Here is a 15,608-nt window from a genome sequence, read left to right on the forward strand (position 1 = left end):
ATGTTCCACAACCGCGCGCAAGGTGCCCTGTCCCTTCCCCTCAGCCGCGTTCGGAGGCTTCCATGTCAGGTCAGCTCACTCTTCGGTCGGTCAGCAAGACCTTCGCTCACCGCCGTGTGCTCGACGCCGTCTCCCTGACGGTCCGCGCGGGCGAGAAGCTCGGTGTCGTAGGAGAGAACGGGTCCGGCAAGTCGACGCTGCTGCGGCTGATCGCCGGGCAGGAGACGCCGGACGACGGCGAGATCACCGTGGTCGCGGAAGGCGGCGTCGGCCACCTCGGCCAGGTGCTCGCGCTGCCGGACGACGCGACCGTCGCCGACGCGATCGACGCGGCCCTGGTCGAGATCCGCCTGCTGCAGCAGCGGATCGCGGCGGCGGAGCAGTCGCTCGGCACCGCGTCGGCGGACGGGCTGGCCGCGTACGGCGAGCTGCTCACCGCGTTCGAGCTCCGGGACGGTTACTCGGCGGACGCCCGCGTCGAGGCCGCCATGTCCGCGCTGGGCATCGGCGACCTCAGTGGCCACCGGCGGCTCGGCACGCTGTCCGGCGGCCAGCGCGCCCGGCTGGCGCTGGCCGGCGTGCTGTCGGCCGAGCCGGAGCTGCTGCTGCTCGACGAGCCCACCAACCACCTCGACGGCGAGGCGCTGACCTGGCTGGAGGACCGGCTGCGCGCCCACCGCGGCACGCTCGTCGTGGTGACGCACGACCGGTTGCTGCTGGAACGGGTCGTCACCGCGATCGCCGAGGTCGACGGCGACCGGCGGACGATCACCCGTTACGGCAGCGGTTACGCGGGTTACCTCGCGGAGAAGCGGGCGGCCAGGCAGCGCTGGGAGCAGGCGTACGCGGAGTGGGCCGGCGAGATCGCGCACTGGACCCGGTGGCGCGGCTCGACGGCCTACCGGGTCGCGCCGGGCCGGGCGATCAAGGACCACAACAAGTGCAAGTACAACGGCGACGGGCGGCGCGTGCAGGCGTCGATCTCGACGCGGGTGCGCAGCGCCTCCGAGCGGCTGGAGCGGTTGCGGGCCGAACCGGTGGCCCGGCCGCCGGATCCGTTGCGCCTCAACGCGCCGTTGTACGCGGCGGTGCGGGAAGGAGTAGTGCTGGAGGCCTCAGAGGTGACCGTTGCCGACCGTCTGGCCGTGGACGAGCTCGTCGTCACGGCCGGGCAGCGGCTGCTCGTGACCGGACCGAACGGGGCGGGCAAGTCGACGTTGCTCGACGTGCTGGCGGGGGTGCTCACACCGTCGTCCGGCACCGTGCGGCGGCACGGCGTGGTCGGGTACCTGCCGCAGGAGACCGTCGTGCGGGATCCCCGGCGCCCGGTGCTCGCCGCGTTCGCCGCCGGGCGGCCGGGTGCGCCGGAGGAGCACGCGGAGGAGCTGGCGTCGCTCGGGTTGTTCCGCCGGGAGGACTTCAGCACCCCGGTCGGGATGCTGTCGGTCGGGCAACGGCGGCGGCTGGCGCTGGCCCGGCTGCTCGTGCGGGAGTCGGACGTGCTGCTGCTGGACGAGCCGGCCAACCACCTGTCGCTCGCACTGGTGGAGGAGCTCGAAGGCGCGCTCGCGGACTACCCCGGCGCGGTGGTCCTGGTGTCGCACGACCGGTTGCTGCGGCGGCGGTGGCAAGGGGAGCGGCTGGATCTCAGCCGGTGCGCGGCCGTCCGCTGATCATCGCGAGCCGCGAGCAGTGGTCACGCGACTGGTACGAATGACCGCTCGTTCGGCCGGCGGGTCAGCACCAGCGGTCCGTCCTCGGTGATCGCCACCGTGTGCTCCGAGTGCGCGGTGCGCGACCCGTCGGCGGACCGCAACGTCCAGCCGTCGTCGTCGAAGACGATCCGATCGGTGGTGGCGGCGAGCCACGGCTCGATGGCGATGGTGAGGCCTGGCCGCAGCTTCATGCCGTGGCCGCGCCTGCCGTTGTTCGACACGTGCGGTGCCTCGTGCATGGTCCGCCCGATGCCGTGGCCGCCGAACTCGAGGTTGGGCGTGTACCCGAACCGGGCCGCGACCTCGCCGATCGAGGCCTCGATGTCACCCATGCGGTTGCCCGGCCGGGCGGCCTCGATCGCGGCTTCGAGCGCCACCTCCGTCGCGCGGATCAGGTGCAGGTCCTCCTCGCGCGGCGTGCCGACGATGACGGACACCGCCGAGTCCGCCACCCATCCGTCGATGCCCACGGCGATGTCCATGGTGAGCAGGTCACCGTCCTGCAGCACGTAGCTCTTCGGCAGGCCGTGCAGCACCGCGTCGTTCACCGACAGGCAGATGACGTTGCGGAACGGCCCGCGCCCGAACGACGGCGAGTAGTCCCAGTAGCACGACACGGCGCCGCGCTCCTCGATCATCCGGCGCGCGTGGAGCTCCAGGTCGAGCAGGTTCACGCCGACCGCGGCCACCTTCGACAGCTCGTCGAGCAGCTCACCCACGAAACGGCCGGTGACGTGCATGCGCTCGATCTCCGCGGGCGACTTCAGTTCGATCAAGGTGATCCTCCGGTGCGATGGTCTCCGGTATAACAATACCGGCTTCGCGGAGACGGCTGAACTCCACCACCCAGGAGGGGGACGCGGTTTGCGCTCACCCGGCTCACCTCACCACAGTGCCTGAGCATGAAGCAGGTGCTGCAGCACAGGATCGACTCGACGTTCGCCCACTACGACGTCAACCGCGACGGCGTCATCGAGCTCGCGGACATCTACGCGCTCGCCAACCGCCTGTTGCAGGCGTTCGGGGAGCCTGCGTCGTCGGAGCGCGGCAGCGAGCTGGTCGACGCCTACGACAGGTTCTGGGAGATGCTGGTCGAGCACTGCGACGCCGACCGCGACGGCAGGATCGGGCCGGAGGAGTACCGGGACGCCATGATCGAGGCGTTCGTGGACCAGGGGCCGTTCGACGCCGACTTCCTGGAGGTCGTGCAGTCGTTGCTGGACATCATGGACGTCAACGGGGACGGCCGGGTCGACGCCGCCGAGTTCGCGGTGCTGCTGCGAGCGCGCGGACTGGGCGAGGAGGAGTGCGGCCTGGCGTTCGCGCACCTCGACACGGACGGCGACGGGGCCATCAGCGTGCAGGAGTACGTTGCGGCGGTGCGGGACTACTACACCAACCCCGCCGAGGACACGCCCGGCAGCTGGCTGTACCCGAAGGCGTTGCAGCACAGCTGACGGGAGTCACCGGACCGGGTGACGGGCGCGGGTGATCGGCTGGGAAACTTCCCGCCATGCGCGAGGTGGGCAACAGACGCTACCGGCTGGTCCGCGAGCTGGGCCGGGGCGGCATGGGGGCCGTGTGGCTGGGCCAGGACACCGTGCTCGGCCGCGAGGTCGCGGTCAAGGAGCTGCTGCTGCCCGGCAACGTGCCCGCCGCGGAACGGGTCGTCTACCGGGAACGGGTGCTGCGCGAGGCGCGGATCGCGAGCCAGCTGCAGGACCCCGCCGTCGTCACCGTCTACGACCTCATCTCCGAGGACGACCAGACGTTCATCGTGATGGAGCTGATCAAGGCTCCGACGCTGGAGGAGCTGGTCGAACGCGACGGCCCGCTCGACGTCAAGGCCGCCGTCACCCTGGCCGCGCAGCTGCTGAACGCGCTGGAGGCGGCCCACTCGTCCGGCGTCGTGCACCGGGACGTCAAGCCCGGCAACGTGATGGTGCCCGGCAAGGGCACCGCGAAGCTCACCGACTTCGGCATCGCCCAGTCCCTCGACGACCCCAGGCTGACCGCCACCGGCACGCTGATCGGTTCGCCCGCGTACATGTCGCCGGAACGACTCGCGGGCGGCGAGGCGACGCCCGCGTGGGACCTGTGGGCGTTGGGCGCCACGCTGTTCTACGCCACCGAGGGCCGCGGGGCGTTCGACCGGCCGACCACCTCGGCGACGATCCTCGCGGTGATGAGCGAACGCCCGCGGCCGCGCGTCGCGGGCCCGCTCGGCGAGCTGATCACCGGGCTGCTGGAGCCGGATCCGGCACGCCGGCTGGACGCGGCGGCCGCGCACCGGTTGATCGAACGTGCTTCGGCGCCCGGCAGCGAGCTGACTCAGCAGCTGCAGCCCGCCCCACCGGTGGTGCTTCCTCCGGCTCCGCCGAAGAAGCGGCGTTCGATCGCCCTGGTCCTCTCGGCGACGCTGACCCCGCTGGTCCTGGTCGGCGGGCTGGTGTCGTTGTACCTCACCGTGTTCAAGCCGATGTTCGAGGAGATGGGCCTGACCGGACCCGAGAGCTCGCCCGCCATGCAGCCCGTGCTGACCCTGGGACCGGGCGGAGACCTGCCCTACGACGGGCTGATGGCGTTCAGCAAGGACTGCCTGACCTGGAAGCCGGAGAAGGGCGCGCGGAAGATCGAGTCGAAGGACCGGGTCGGCTGCTACAAGGAGCACGAGACCGAGGTGCTGGACGTCATCCTCGCCAACACCGAGACCGAGAAGGACGTGCCGTACCCCGGCGCCGCCGAGCTGACGAAGATCGGCGGAACCGGGTGCACGCGCACGTTCCAGTCGTCGAAGGTGACCGGTCAGGACAAGGAGAAGACCCTGCGGTACTGGGTGGTCATCCCGACCGAGGAGGCGTGGAAGATGAAGCAGGAGAACGGCTATCGCACGTCGGACCGCATCATCCACTGCTTCGTGGGCAAGGCCGACGGCACCGCACTCGTCGAGCCCCTGATGCGGAGTTAGTCAGTCCTCCACGACGATCGCCGACGCCGGGCACACCGCCGCCGCGTGCCGCACGTCCGCCAGCCGGGAGTCCGGCGGGCTCTCGTCCAGCAGGTCGACCAGCCCGTCCTCGTCGCGCTGGTCGAACACGTCGTCGGCGGCCAGCACGCACTGCCCGGCCCCGACGCACTTCTCGCGATCCACCACTACCTTCACGACTACCTCCAGGTGACGGGCAGCTCGGCGACACCACCGGTGAGGGTGGCGCGCAACGGCAGCTGGTCGAGCTCCTTCGCCAGCCGCAGGTTCGGCAGGCGCTTGGCCAGCGCGGCGAACACCACGCGCAGCTCCGTGCGGGCCAGCGAGGCGCCGATGCAGAAGTGGGCGCCGTGGCCGAAGCCGAGGTGTGTCCTTTCCGGACGGTCCGGGTTGAACGACTCGGCGTCGGAGTACACGGTCGCGTCGCGGTTGGCGGCGTTGATCGACAGAACCAGGGCGTCACCGCGCTGGATGGTCACGCCGGCGATCTCCACGTCCTCGTGCGCGTACCGCAGCAGACCGAGATCACCGGGTGCGCCGAGACGCATGATCTCCTCGACCACCGCGTCGACGCGGCCATCGGGGTCGGCCACCAGGGCTTCCCAGCGGGACCGTTCGGTCAGCAGGAACAGCGTGCCGAGACCGATGCGGTTCACGGTCGTCTCGTGCCCGGCGAACAGCAGCCCGACGCACAGCCGGACCATCTGCTCGTAGTCGAACGACGGGTCCTCCTCCTGGGCGCGGATCAGGTCGGAGATCACGTCCTCGCCGAGCTGCGGACGCTTGGTCTCGACCAGCCCGACCATGTAGCGCATGAACTCCTCGCGCGCGTGGTGGGCCTCCTCGCCGATGGTCAGGTTGGCCATGCGCTCGGACAGCCGGGAGAACAGCTCGTGGTCGGACTCCGGCACGCCGAGCAGGCGGCAGATCATGGCGACGGGCAACGGGTAGGCGAGACCGGAGTGCAGGTCGACGACCTCGTCGGGGGAGGCCGTCAGTGCGTCGATGTAACCGTCGACCAACCGTCCCATGTGGTCGGACAGCATGCGCATCCGCTTGGCGGAGAACGCCGGCGTCAGCAGGCGGCGCATGCGCGCGTGGTCGGCCTCCTCGGTCTCGTACTCGCCGGACGGCCCGTCCAGGACGGCGGCGGACGACAAGCGCGACGCCTTCTCCGGTTCGGGGTGGGAGCGGCCGAACCTCTTGTCGCCCAGCAGGAGACGGACCTCCTCGTACCGGGTCACGAGCCAGGCGGGGTCACCGGCCGGCGTGGTGACCGGCGCGATCGGTGCTTCCCGGCGCAGCACGTCGTAGAGCGGGGCGAGTTCGAGGACGTTCGGCCTGCTCAGGGGTAGCTGCAGGCGCTCTGCGTCAATGCTCATGCACCGACCGTAGCGCTTAATGGCACTCACTGCCATAAAAGTTTTGAGCGTGGGCGTGCTTAAATCGCCCGATGGCGGACGTTGTGACCGAAAAGCCACGCCGAGGCAGGCCTCCGGTGAGCGACGAGCAACGTCAACGGCAGCGCCTCGACATCTCCCGGCACGCGGTCCGGCTCTTCACCGAGCAGGGCGTCGCCGCCACCTCGGGAGAGCAGATCGCCCAGGCCGCCGGCGTCTCCGAACGCACGTTCTGGCGCTACTTCCCGCACAAGGAGAGCTGCGTCGAACCGGTGCTCACCAAGATGGTCGACGCCTTCTGCGTGGTGCTGCGCGCCTGGCCGCCAGAGCTGGAGCTGATCGACCACCTGCGCCAGGCCTACTCGCCGGTGGTCGACTCGGCCTCCGGCGCGGACGTCGACGCCGTGCTCGCCGTCGTCCGCCTGACCCACGGCGAACCGGCGTTGCGCGCCGCCTACCTGGTGCTGCGCGAACGCGCCGAGGACGCACTCGCCGACGTGCTGGCGGAACGGATGGGCCTGCCGCGGGACTCGATCGACGTCAGGCTGCGGGCCGCGGCTGCGAGCGCCGTGCTGAGGGTGGCGACCGATGACGTCGCCAGGGCCAACGCGGCGGGCATCACGGTGGAGGCGCTCAGCGGGCACCGCGAGCAGATCGCCACCGCGGTGAGCCGGGTGCTGGGAGCGGCGACCCCGTAGCCGCGCCGGTCACGGCACGGAGATGCCCCAGTCATTCGTCGCGAGCAACACGAAGAACGTCACTATCAGCACGAGAACGACCAGCACCCCACCGATGCCGCCCACCGCCAGTCCGGCACCGATGGACCGCCATGGAGCGGGTGCGGCGAACTTGATGACCCCGCCGACCACGGTCGAACCGATCGCGATCCACAGGAACGCGTACGCGTACTCGCCACCCTGCCAGCCGAGGTGCGAGAGGGAGTCGTTGAAGTAGGTGCCGACGGTCAGCACGAGCAGGGCCGCCGAGACGGTGAAGCCCAGGAAGGCGGCGCCTCGGTCGCGGTCGAGTTCGGTCATGCTGTCGAGAGTGCTCGTGGCGCGGTTCGGCGGGCATCGGTACAACTACTCACCCTGTGGTTGCTGTTCAGGGCTGCTTTGACGGGGGTTTGTCGCGTCATCGCCGTGCTTCTCGGTCTTCAAAAGCCGGGCATGAGGAGCCCGGCCGATCCGAACACGGTAGCATCTCGCACTCAAAGTCAAGCTCCAATCGCGTGGTTGGGCACGTCATCACCGCTACCCGGGTCGGCATTAGGCCGATCACGCGACCGTGGTGATGACGTTACGTCTCGGTTTTTGATACGGGTCCAGCCAGCTGGGTGCGTAGAACGTCGGGATGCCGTGCACCATTGTCACTTCCCACTCACTCTGGTGAATGAGCGTGTGGTGATGGCGGCACAGCAGAACCGCGTTCTTGGCCGATGTATCGCCACCATTCGCCCAGTGATGGACATGATGCGCGTCGCATTGTTTGGGCGGTCTGCCGCAGATGCGCAGCCCTGGTCGCGGGCGACGAGGACTCTGCGGATTCCGGCGGGGAAGCTGCGGGTCTTGCGGCCGATGTCCATCGGCTGCGACCGCTCCCCCAGCACCAGCGGAATGATCCCCGCATCGCAGGCCAGGCGACGCACCTGCTCGACCGGAACACGCTCACCGTTGTCCAGCATGCCTTCGCCGAGCTGCCCGGCCAGGTCGTCGTAGCGCATCGTCACCGTGAGCGTGACCGGCTCACCGCCGTGCTCGGGAAGCTGGTCGGCGCGCAGCATCAGGTCCACCAGCTCGGCCAGCGCATCGCCCTCACGCTCGGCACGCGAGCGCGGGTCCGGGCCTTCCTCGGCCGTGGTGGGACGGGGCTTGGCCAGCGGGTCGAGCAGCGCCTCGTACTTGGCGCCGGTGACCTTGTCCAGCCTCGCCCGGATCTCCAGGCAATCGTCCTTCCAGCGCATCACATGCTGGTTGACCTGCCGCGCGGGTTCGGCATCGCGTGGTTCCGGGTCGTTCTGAAAGAGCGCGTAGACCAGCTTGCGGCCCAGCGTCCGCACCGCGACCGGATCATGCTCGCGGGCGAGATCGACCACGGTCTGCTCGTACTCGGCAGGCAGCTGCTTCATCACCTCGGCCACCACCGCGACATGCTCCACCGACAGCACACCCTCGGCCGCCGCCGACGCGGTCACCGGAAGAGCAGGCGCGATCTCGCTACCGGTCGGCGTGATCCCCGGCCCCAGTAGCCCGGCATTGGCCACCCACTGCTTGGCGGTATTCCGGCTCCAGCGGAGCGCGTGCTGCAACAGCTGCGGCAAATCCTTATAGCCAAGTTCACTGGCGGCGCCACGCCGATTCAACTCGGCAACCTTGCGCATCACCGCATACTGACGAGCCTGAAGATCCGCCACCTCATCGACGAGGGTGCTCAGCACCTCGCCGGTAGAAAGGAGTGGAAGGTCAGGGTCGATCACGCGTTCTAATCTACCGCAAGATCACGAGACAATAACGGCTAAATCCGTACACAAAAGTGTGAACCGCCCGCCCGGCCGCCCGAAGCGATGGCGAAGCCGAGCCCGAAAAGGCCTGATGCCGACCCGGCAACCGGTGATGACGTGCCCGCCCACGCGATGCGGCGATGACGCAACCAACCCCCGTTACGTCCGCATCAGTTGCGCCACACGTTCAGCCAGCGCACGGGCAACGGCGTCGAAACCCTTCTTGACGTACTCACCCTGCGCCGCGAACACGGCCTCCGCGTACTTGCCGGTGAACGTCTCGAACGTGCGATAGCTGCACCGTTCCACCCCAAGCGGCGTGATCACCTGGTCGCGCACCCCGAGCAGGCCGGGGAACGTGTCACCGGTGTCGTAGCGCAGCAGCCGAGGCGGCTCCACGACGCGGATGTACTCGTGGCTGACCCAGGTCCCCTCGCTGCCGTCGGGCATGGGCAGGGTGAGGTCGATGGGCGAGTCGACGGCCAGAGTCGTCGAAACGGCCAGGGTGTAGGGATTCCACTGTGGATAGTGGGCGTAGTCGATCAGCACGTCCCAGACGAACGAAGCGGGCGCGTCGATCTCCACCACGACGGACTCGATGAGATGGCTCATGCCGGCATGTACTCCCCGCCGTTGACGTCCAGCACCGCGCCGTTGACCTCGGAGGCCAAGCGGGACAACAGGAACAGCACCGCGCCCGCGCAGGCCTCGTCGGGTGGGATGCGGCCGAGCGGGTTGCGGGAGGCGATCTCGTCGTACACGTCCTGTTCGCTCACGCCGCGCGCGTCGGCGGCGAGCTTGAGGTAGTACCGCACGCTCGGCCCGTCGAGCCAGCCCATCACGGCCTGGTTGGCGCGGATGCCGTGCTGGCCCAGCTCGAGCGCGAGGAACTGGGTCGCGGTCGCCATGGCCGACTTCGCCACCGCGTAGCCCGCCTCGCCGCGCATCGGCTTGCGGGTGGTCATGGTGCCGATGTTCACGATCGACCCGCGTCCGGCGGCCTTCATGTGCGGCACGACTTCGCGGGTCACGTTCAACGCGCCGTACAGGATGATGTCCATCGACCGGCGGATCGCCTTCTCCGGTGTGTCGAGCAAGTCGAAGAAGCCGGGGTGGCCGAACGCCGAGTTCACCAGGCCGGTGATGGTGCCGAACCGGTCGACGGCGGTCGACACGAGCTGAGCCACGTCCTCCGGTCGGCGGACGTCGCACTGCACGCCGACGGCCTCGCCACCGGCCGCGCGAACGTCCTTCTCCACCTGGTTCATCACGTCGGCGGACCGCGCGGCCATCACGACCTTCGCGCCTTCCGCGGCGGCGCGCAGGGCCAGTTTCGAACCCAGGCCGGGGCCGACGCCGGTGATCACCACGACCTCGTCTTGCAGCATCACAGGTAGACCTCCGAGTAGAAGGCGAAGTCACGCTGCAGCTGGTCCTCGGACAACCCGAAGTCCTCCGGCGTGTAGGAGTGCGAGCCGTGCCGTTCGGTGCGGTTCTGCGCCAGGTAGGCCTCGAACGCCGCGTCGTCGGCCGGGCCGGGCGGCAGGCCGAGCGCGTCGAGGACCTGGCGGGCGACCGGAAGCGGTTTGCTGACGGTGTCGGCGAACCGCACGTCCACGAACCGGCCGGGGCGTGCCGCGCGGGCGGCGGCGAAGTCCCGCAGCGTGCGGGCGAACCGGCGCGACCAGTACCGTCCAATCCGGACCGGATCGACGTTCTCGCTGTACTGCGAGGACATCGCGCGCACCATCGAGGCGTACGACGGCACGGCGTTGACGGGTGAGCGGTGCGTCATCACGATCTTGCAGTCGGCGAACGTGTCGAGCACCGTGTCGACCGCGGTCAGGTGATGCGGTGACTTGAGCACCCACGGGCGGTCGCGGCCGGGGTTCTGCCACTGCAGCACCTGCAGCCACTCGCGCAGCTCGCGGTAGGCGGGGCCCTGGTCGGCCGAGCGCAGCCAGTCGCCGTACGACGGCACCCAGTAGAACGAGTCGTAGCTCATCGACACGAACGTGCGGTCCAGCAGGATCACGTCCTCCTCCGGCCCGTCCCACACGACCGTGTGCAGGTCGCCGAACTCGGGGGAGAGCTGCGCGAACAGCTGCATGCGTTCCTGGGCGCGGCGTTTGCGGTCCGCGGCGTCCGGTCCCTCGCCGGGGAACGGGATCGGGTACGCGACCTCCCACGACAGCGTGGACGTGACCTGCGGTGACGCGGCCAGCAACCGGTGCAGCAGCGTCGATCCGGTGCGGGGCAGGCCGCAGATCTCGGCCGCCACGCGCACTTCGACGTCGAGCACCGACGGGCTCTCGCGTTGCAGCGCGCGGAGTCGCAGCCGGTCCGCCAGCAGCGCGGTCAACCGGTGTTTGGTGAGCTCGAAGCCCAACGGCGACAGCGCGGCCTCGGTGTTGAGGCTGCGCACGAGCACGTCCAGCGGTTCGCGGAACCAGTCGTCGCCGAAGTCGGAGAGCCCCGTCTTGGCGGACGCCTTCTCCAGCAGCTCCGCGACGTTCAGCTCGGTCGTCACCGTCATCGCAGCTCCTCCAGCGGCACCACGCGGCACTTCGGGATCGGGTGTTCGCTCGCACCGAGCCACCGCAGCAACGCGGTGCCGGAGTTGTGCCCGCAGGTGTCGATCCAGTTGCCCACACCGGGATCGCGCGGCGCCACCACGATCGTCAACCGGCCGTCGGCGCCCAGCACGGCCGTGTGCTTGTTGACCGTGACGCGCCGGCGGTGGTCGAGCGACTCCATCCACCAGTTGTCGAGCTGGAAGTTCCAGTACGGGCAGTCCGGTACGTCGGTCTCGATCACCCACGCCTCGCCGGGCCGCAGCGTCCAGTAGCCGTGCAGGTAGAAGATCTCCGGATCGCCGCCCGCCCGCTGGAACATCTCCTGCCCGAAGTCGGGCAGCTCGTTGGGGCGTGCCATGAACGTCTGCGTCCAGTGCGCGAACGTGGCCGCGGTGCCGTGCACGGACGATGCCGCTCGTTGCAGCGCTTTGGCCAGGAACTCCGGTGTCAGCGCGTCGGGTTCGGCAGGGCCGCCGATCTGCTCGATGTGCCACTCACCGGGCACCTCGGTCGTGCGGTCGAGATACGTCTGGCGCACCACCAGGCCGGTTGAGTCGGGAGCGAGCGGAAGCCAGTTCTCCCCCTGCCGCCCAGCGCTCGCGATGATCTCCACCGTGCCGTCCGCCGCGACCGTCAGGTCCGCGTCGGACAGCTCACCGGTCGAGGCCATCGTGCCGTCCTTGGCGTACCGGTTGGCCTTCGAGCCGATGCTGAAGTACGCGATGGTGCCGCGCGTCCCGGTGATCCGGTACGCGCGGTCGCCGCGGATGTTGGCCGACAGGTAGACGTTGTCGGGGTTGTCGGCGCCGATCTTCACCAGGTCCAGCTGGTGGAACCGCGGGAAGTCCGGATCGGCGTTGTCCAGGCAGGAGTACAGCATCTCGCGGGTCAGCCGGGCGAGGTAGCGGTAGCCCTCCGCCCGGTCCAGCGGGGTGTCCGGCCCGGAGCCGATCACCTCACCGGCCTTCTCCAGCGCCCGGCAGAACTGCGACCACGCCTGATCCGGCACGGGACCCTCCCCGAATTTAGAACGTGTTCTAGCGGAACATACCCGATTCTGGACAACGTTCAACAGACGCCGAGCGTGCGAAGCCGCGCCACCACGGCCTCGGCGGCCGCCTCGGGGCCCAACGCCGTGGTGTCGAGCCGCAGCTCGGGGTTCTCCGGTGGCTCGTAGGGCGAGTCGATGCCGGTGAAGTTCGGCAGCTCACCCCTCCTGGCCCGCGCGTAGAGCCCCTTGGGGTCGCGTTGCTCGGCGACGGCGAGCGGCGTGTCGACGAAGACCTCGCAGAACTCGTTCTCGGCGACCAGCTCCCGCGCCAGCGCCCGCTCGGCCCGGAACGGCGAGATGAACGAGACCAGCACGATCAGCCCGGCGTCGACCATCAGCGCGGCCACCTCGGCGATGCGCCGGATGTTCTCGACCCGGTCTGCGTCGGAGAACCCGAGGTCGGAGTTCAGGCCGTGCCGCACGTTGTCGCCGTCCAGCAGGAACGTGTGCCTGCCCTCGGCGTGCAGGGCCTTCTCGACGAGGTCGGCGATGGTGGACTTGCCCGCGCCGGACAGCCCCGTCAGCCACACCACGCACGGCCGGTGGCCGTTGCGCTCGCTGCGCGCCCGCTTGTCCACGGTCAGCGTCTGCCAGCGCAGGTTCGCCGACCGCAACGCGAAGTCGATCATCCCGGCGCCGACCGTGGCGTTGGTCAGCCGGTCGAGCACGACGAACGAGCCCAGGTCGCGGTTGGTGCGGTAGCTCTCGAACGGCACGGGCGCGTCGAAGTGCACGCGGTCGACGCCGATCTCGTTGAGCTGCAACGGCTTGGTGGCGGTGAACCCGACCGTGCGCGCGCCGATCTTGGCCAGGTACTGCCTGCCGGGCAGCAACCCGGCCTCGTTCAGCCAGACCAGGTGCGCCTGGAACTCCTCGGCGACCCCCGGCGGGTCCTGGGCGGCCGCCAGCACGTCACCGCGGCTCGCGTCCACGTCGTCGGCGAGCACCACGGTGACCGACGATCCGGTTGGTGCCTCGGACAGATCACCGTCCATCGTGACGATTCGATCCACAGTGGAGGTTCGATCGCCGACACGAACTTCGTCGCCGTGGCGCAGAGTTCCGCGCAGCACCCGCCCGGAGAAGCCGCGGAACGACGAGTCCGGCCGGTTGACCCACTGCACGAGGAACCGCCACGGGCCGTCCACCTCAGCGGGAACGTCGACCGTTTCCAGCCACTGCAACAAGGTAGGCCCGTCGTACCACGGCGTGAGCTCGCTGTGACCGACCACGTTGACGCCCTCGGTCGCGGCCATCGGCACGCAGGTGATCTCGGTGAAGTCCAGTTCCGCCGCGAACTCGGTGAACTCCGCGACGACCTCCTCGAACGCCTCCCGCGAATAGCCCAGGAGATCGAGCTTGTTCACCGCGAGCGCGACATGCCGAATGCCCAGCAACGACACAATGCGCGCGTGCCGTCGCGTCTGGCTGAGCACGCCTTTGCGCGCGTCGAGCAGGATCACGGCGGCGTCAGCGGTCGACGCGCCGGTGACCATGTTGCGCGTGTACTGCTCGTGCCCCGGCGTGTCCGCGACGATGAACCGCCGCGCCTCGGTGGCGAAGAACCGGTATGCGACGTCGATCGTGATGCCCTGTTCGCGTTCGGCCGCCAGTCCGTCCACGAGCAGCGCGAAGTCCAGCTCGCCGCCCCGCGTCCCGACCCGGCGGGAGTCGGCCTCCAACGCCGCCAGGTGGTCCGCGTACAACAACTTCGACTCGTACAGCAGCCGGCCGATCAGCGTGCTCTTGCCGTCGTCCACGCTGCCGCAGGTGATGAACCTCAGTGACGACTTCTGGAGCTCCATCAGAAGTAGCCCTCCCGCTTCTTGCGCTCCATCGAGCCGCTCTGGTCGTGGTCGATCAGCCGCCCCTGCCGTTCGGACGTGGTCGCCGCCCGCATCTCCTCGACGATCTCCGCCACCGTCCGGGCCTCGCTGCGCACCGCGCCGGTCAGCGGATAGCAACCGAGCGTGCGGAACCGGACGAGCTCGTGGCGCGGCGGTTCGGTCAACGGCATCCGGTCGTCGTCCACCATGATCAGCATGCCGTCGCGGTCGACCACCGGTCGCCGGGCCGCGAAGTACAGCGGTACCACGGGAATCCGCTCGCGTTCGACGTAGCGCCACACGTCCAGCTCGGTCCAGTTCGACAGCGGGAACACCCTGATGCTCTCGCCGGGCGCGACCCGCGTGTTGTAGAGCCGCCACAGTTCGGGGCGCTGGTTCTTCGGGTCCCACCGGTGCTGCGCGGTCCGGAACGAGAACACCCTTTCCTTGGCGCGGGAGGCTTCCTCGTCGCGCCGCGCGCCACCGAACGCCAGGTCGAACCGGTGCTCGTCCAAGGCCTGCCGCAGTCCCCGGGTCTTCCACAGGTCGGTGTGCCGCGCCGATCCGTGGTCGAACGGGTTGATGCCCAGCGCCACGCACTCCGGGTTGCGGTGCACGATCAGCTCCAGCCCGAGCTCGCGCGCCGTCTCGTCCCGGAACTCGATCATCTCCCGGAACTTCCACGTGGTGTCTATGTGCAGCAACGGAAACGGCGGCTTCGACGGGTAGAAGGCCTTGCGCGCCAGGTGGAGCAGCACCGAGCTGTCCTTGCCGATCGAGTACAGCAGCACCGGCCGCTCGCTCTCCGCGACCGCCTCGCGGAAGATGTCGATGCTGTCGGCTTCGAGCCGGTCGAGGTGGTTCATATGAGCGCTCCCACGAGCTCGGGCCGGCAGATCAGCAGGTCCGGCAGCCACGGGTCGGGCTGGTTGTAGACGAGCGGCCGCCCGTCGACGCGCGAGGCGTGCAGCCCGGCGGCGCGCGCCACGAAGACGGGCGCGGCCGAGTCCCACTCGTACATGCCGCCCGCGTGCAGGTAGGCGTCGGCCTCACCGCGCACCACGGCCATCGTCTTCGCGCCCGCGCTGCCCATCGGCACCAGCACGGCGTTGATCGCGTCGGCGACCCGCTGGGCGAACTCGGGCGGCCGGGTGCGGCTCACCACGATCCTCGGCCGGCGCCGCGGCGCGCGCGGAACCTGTTGCAGCGCGGGCAGAGCGACCGCGCCCGCGACGAGCTCGCCGCGTTCCCAGAGCGCCACGTGCACGGCCCAGTCGGTGCGGCCGGGTTCGGCGTACTCGCGGCTGCCGTCCAGCGGGTCGATGATCCACACCCGGTCGGCGGCCGGCCTGCGCGGGTCGTCGGGCGCCTCCTCGGACAGGACCGCGTCGTCCGGCCGGTGCTCCTCCAGCTGCGCGGCCAGGAAGAGCTGCGCGACCCGGTCGCCGTCACCGGGTCTCACGCTGATCAGCAACCGTCCGGTCTCGGTGGCCAGCCGCAGGGCCAGCTCCGCATCGGTCTCCGCCATGCGACCGAGGGTAGCGAGCAAAACGA

General features: G+C 69.6%; 16 protein-coding genes and 1 pseudogene. 4 read left to right on the forward strand and 13 right to left on the reverse strand.

All coding sequences use genetic code 11. From position 1 onward, the window contains the following. Window positions 1–62: 62 nt before the first annotated feature. A complete protein-coding gene (locus tag ABZV40_RS12970) occupies window positions 63–1,673 on the forward strand; it encodes an ABC-F family ATP-binding cassette domain-containing protein (RefSeq protein ID WP_355439386.1) in 1,611 nt (536 codons plus the stop codon). A gap of 23 nt (window positions 1,674–1,696) precedes the next feature. On the opposite strand, the gene map is transcribed toward ABZV40_RS12970, so the two are convergent. Next, window positions 1,697–2,491, reverse strand: coding sequence for a type I methionyl aminopeptidase (map, locus tag ABZV40_RS12975; protein ID WP_355439389.1), 795 nt, complete (start codon window positions 2,489–2,491; stop codon window positions 1,697–1,699). 126 nt (window positions 2,492–2,617) lie between these two features. Here map and ABZV40_RS12980 point away from each other — a divergent pair, with 126 nt between their 5' ends. Both ABZV40_RS12980 and ABZV40_RS12985 read left to right on the forward strand, forming a co-directional pair. After that, window positions 2,618–3,172, forward strand: a complete 555-nt coding sequence (locus ABZV40_RS12980) for an EF-hand domain-containing protein (protein ID WP_355439392.1) — start codon at window positions 2,618–2,620, stop codon at window positions 3,170–3,172. A 65-nt stretch (window positions 3,173–3,237) separates the two neighbouring features. Further along, window positions 3,238–4,683 (forward strand): protein kinase, encoded by a 1,446-nt coding sequence (locus ABZV40_RS12985; protein WP_355439395.1) that lies wholly within the window; start codon window positions 3,238–3,240, stop codon window positions 4,681–4,683. Here the strand turns inward: ABZV40_RS12985 and ABZV40_RS12990 are convergent, their stop codons facing one another. Beyond that, the gene (locus ABZV40_RS12990) at window positions 4,684–4,878 is read right to left on the reverse strand and encodes a ferredoxin (protein WP_355439398.1); all 195 of its coding nucleotides are present in this window, start codon (window positions 4,876–4,878) and stop codon (window positions 4,684–4,686) included. It lies immediately after the preceding gene. Between the two features lie 2 nt (window positions 4,879–4,880). Continuing rightward, entirely contained in the window at window positions 4,881–6,083 is a 1,203-nt protein-coding gene (locus ABZV40_RS12995; RefSeq protein WP_355439400.1) for a cytochrome P450, read from the reverse strand. A gap of 116 nt (window positions 6,084–6,199) precedes the next feature. Here ABZV40_RS12995 and ABZV40_RS13000 point away from each other — a divergent pair, with 116 nt between their 5' ends. Continuing rightward, complete coding sequence (locus tag ABZV40_RS13000; protein WP_355439403.1) at window positions 6,200–6,799, forward strand: TetR family transcriptional regulator; 600 nt, start codon at window positions 6,200–6,202, stop codon at window positions 6,797–6,799. 9 nt (window positions 6,800–6,808) lie between these two features. Here ABZV40_RS13000 and ABZV40_RS13005 read toward each other — a convergent pair whose 3' ends face one another. The 10 genes and pseudogenes from ABZV40_RS13005 to ABZV40_RS13050 all read right to left on the reverse strand — a co-directional run bounded on the left by ABZV40_RS13005 (window position 6,809) and on the right by ABZV40_RS13050 (window position 15,582). Continuing rightward, a complete protein-coding gene (locus ABZV40_RS13005; RefSeq protein ID WP_355439406.1) occupies window positions 6,809–7,138 on the reverse strand; it encodes a hypothetical protein in 330 nt (109 codons plus the stop codon). A 240-nt stretch (window positions 7,139–7,378) separates the two neighbouring features. Further along, window positions 7,379–7,735 (reverse strand): HNH endonuclease signature motif containing protein, encoded by a 357-nt coding sequence (locus ABZV40_RS13010; RefSeq protein ID WP_355439668.1) that lies wholly within the window; start codon window positions 7,733–7,735, stop codon window positions 7,379–7,381. Beyond that, a pseudogene (locus ABZV40_RS13015) lies at window positions 7,633–8,577 on the reverse strand (DUF222 domain-containing protein); the annotation flags it as partial. The gene ABZV40_RS13010 and the pseudogene ABZV40_RS13015, both read right to left, overlap by 103 nt. Window positions 8,578–8,760: 183 nt before the next feature. Beyond that, the gene (locus ABZV40_RS13020; protein ID WP_355439409.1) at window positions 8,761–9,213 is read right to left on the reverse strand and encodes an SRPBCC domain-containing protein; all 453 of its coding nucleotides are present in this window, start codon (window positions 9,211–9,213) and stop codon (window positions 8,761–8,763) included. Beyond that, window positions 9,210–9,989, reverse strand: coding sequence for an SDR family oxidoreductase (locus ABZV40_RS13025; protein WP_355439411.1), 780 nt, complete (start codon window positions 9,987–9,989; stop codon window positions 9,210–9,212). The genes ABZV40_RS13020 and ABZV40_RS13025 overlap by 4 nt, the downstream gene beginning before the upstream one ends. Next, the gene (locus ABZV40_RS13030; RefSeq protein ID WP_355439414.1) at window positions 9,989–11,137 is read right to left on the reverse strand and encodes a sulfotransferase; all 1,149 of its coding nucleotides are present in this window, start codon (window positions 11,135–11,137) and stop codon (window positions 9,989–9,991) included. Before ABZV40_RS13030 ends, ABZV40_RS13025 begins: the two co-directional genes overlap by 1 nt. Beyond that, window positions 11,134–12,186, reverse strand: a complete 1,053-nt coding sequence (locus ABZV40_RS13035) for a DUF1214 domain-containing protein (RefSeq protein ID WP_355439417.1) — start codon at window positions 12,184–12,186, stop codon at window positions 11,134–11,136. The genes ABZV40_RS13030 and ABZV40_RS13035 overlap by 4 nt, the downstream gene beginning before the upstream one ends. Before the next feature lie 59 nt (window positions 12,187–12,245). After that, complete coding sequence (cysC, locus tag ABZV40_RS13040; protein ID WP_355439420.1) at window positions 12,246–14,033, reverse strand: adenylyl-sulfate kinase; 1,788 nt, start codon at window positions 14,031–14,033, stop codon at window positions 12,246–12,248. Beyond that, window positions 14,033–14,920 carry a sulfate adenylyltransferase subunit CysD gene (cysD, locus tag ABZV40_RS13045; protein ID WP_355439423.1) on the reverse strand — a complete coding sequence of 296 codons (888 nt, stop codon included), beginning with the start codon at window positions 14,918–14,920 and terminating at the stop codon, window positions 14,033–14,035. The genes cysC and cysD overlap by 1 nt, the downstream gene beginning before the upstream one ends. Beyond that, window positions 14,917–15,582: a 3'(2'),5'-bisphosphate nucleotidase CysQ gene (locus ABZV40_RS13050; RefSeq protein ID WP_355439425.1), complete on the reverse strand. Its 666-nt coding sequence runs from the start codon at window positions 15,580–15,582 to the stop codon at window positions 14,917–14,919. The genes cysD and ABZV40_RS13050 overlap by 4 nt, the downstream gene beginning before the upstream one ends. Between the last annotated feature and the right edge of the window lie 26 nt (window positions 15,583–15,608).

It is taken from the genome of Lentzea sp. NPDC004782 (genome assembly GCF_040609115.1).
In the GTDB taxonomy this organism is placed as follows: Bacteria; Actinomycetota; Actinomycetes; order Mycobacteriales; family Pseudonocardiaceae; genus Lentzea.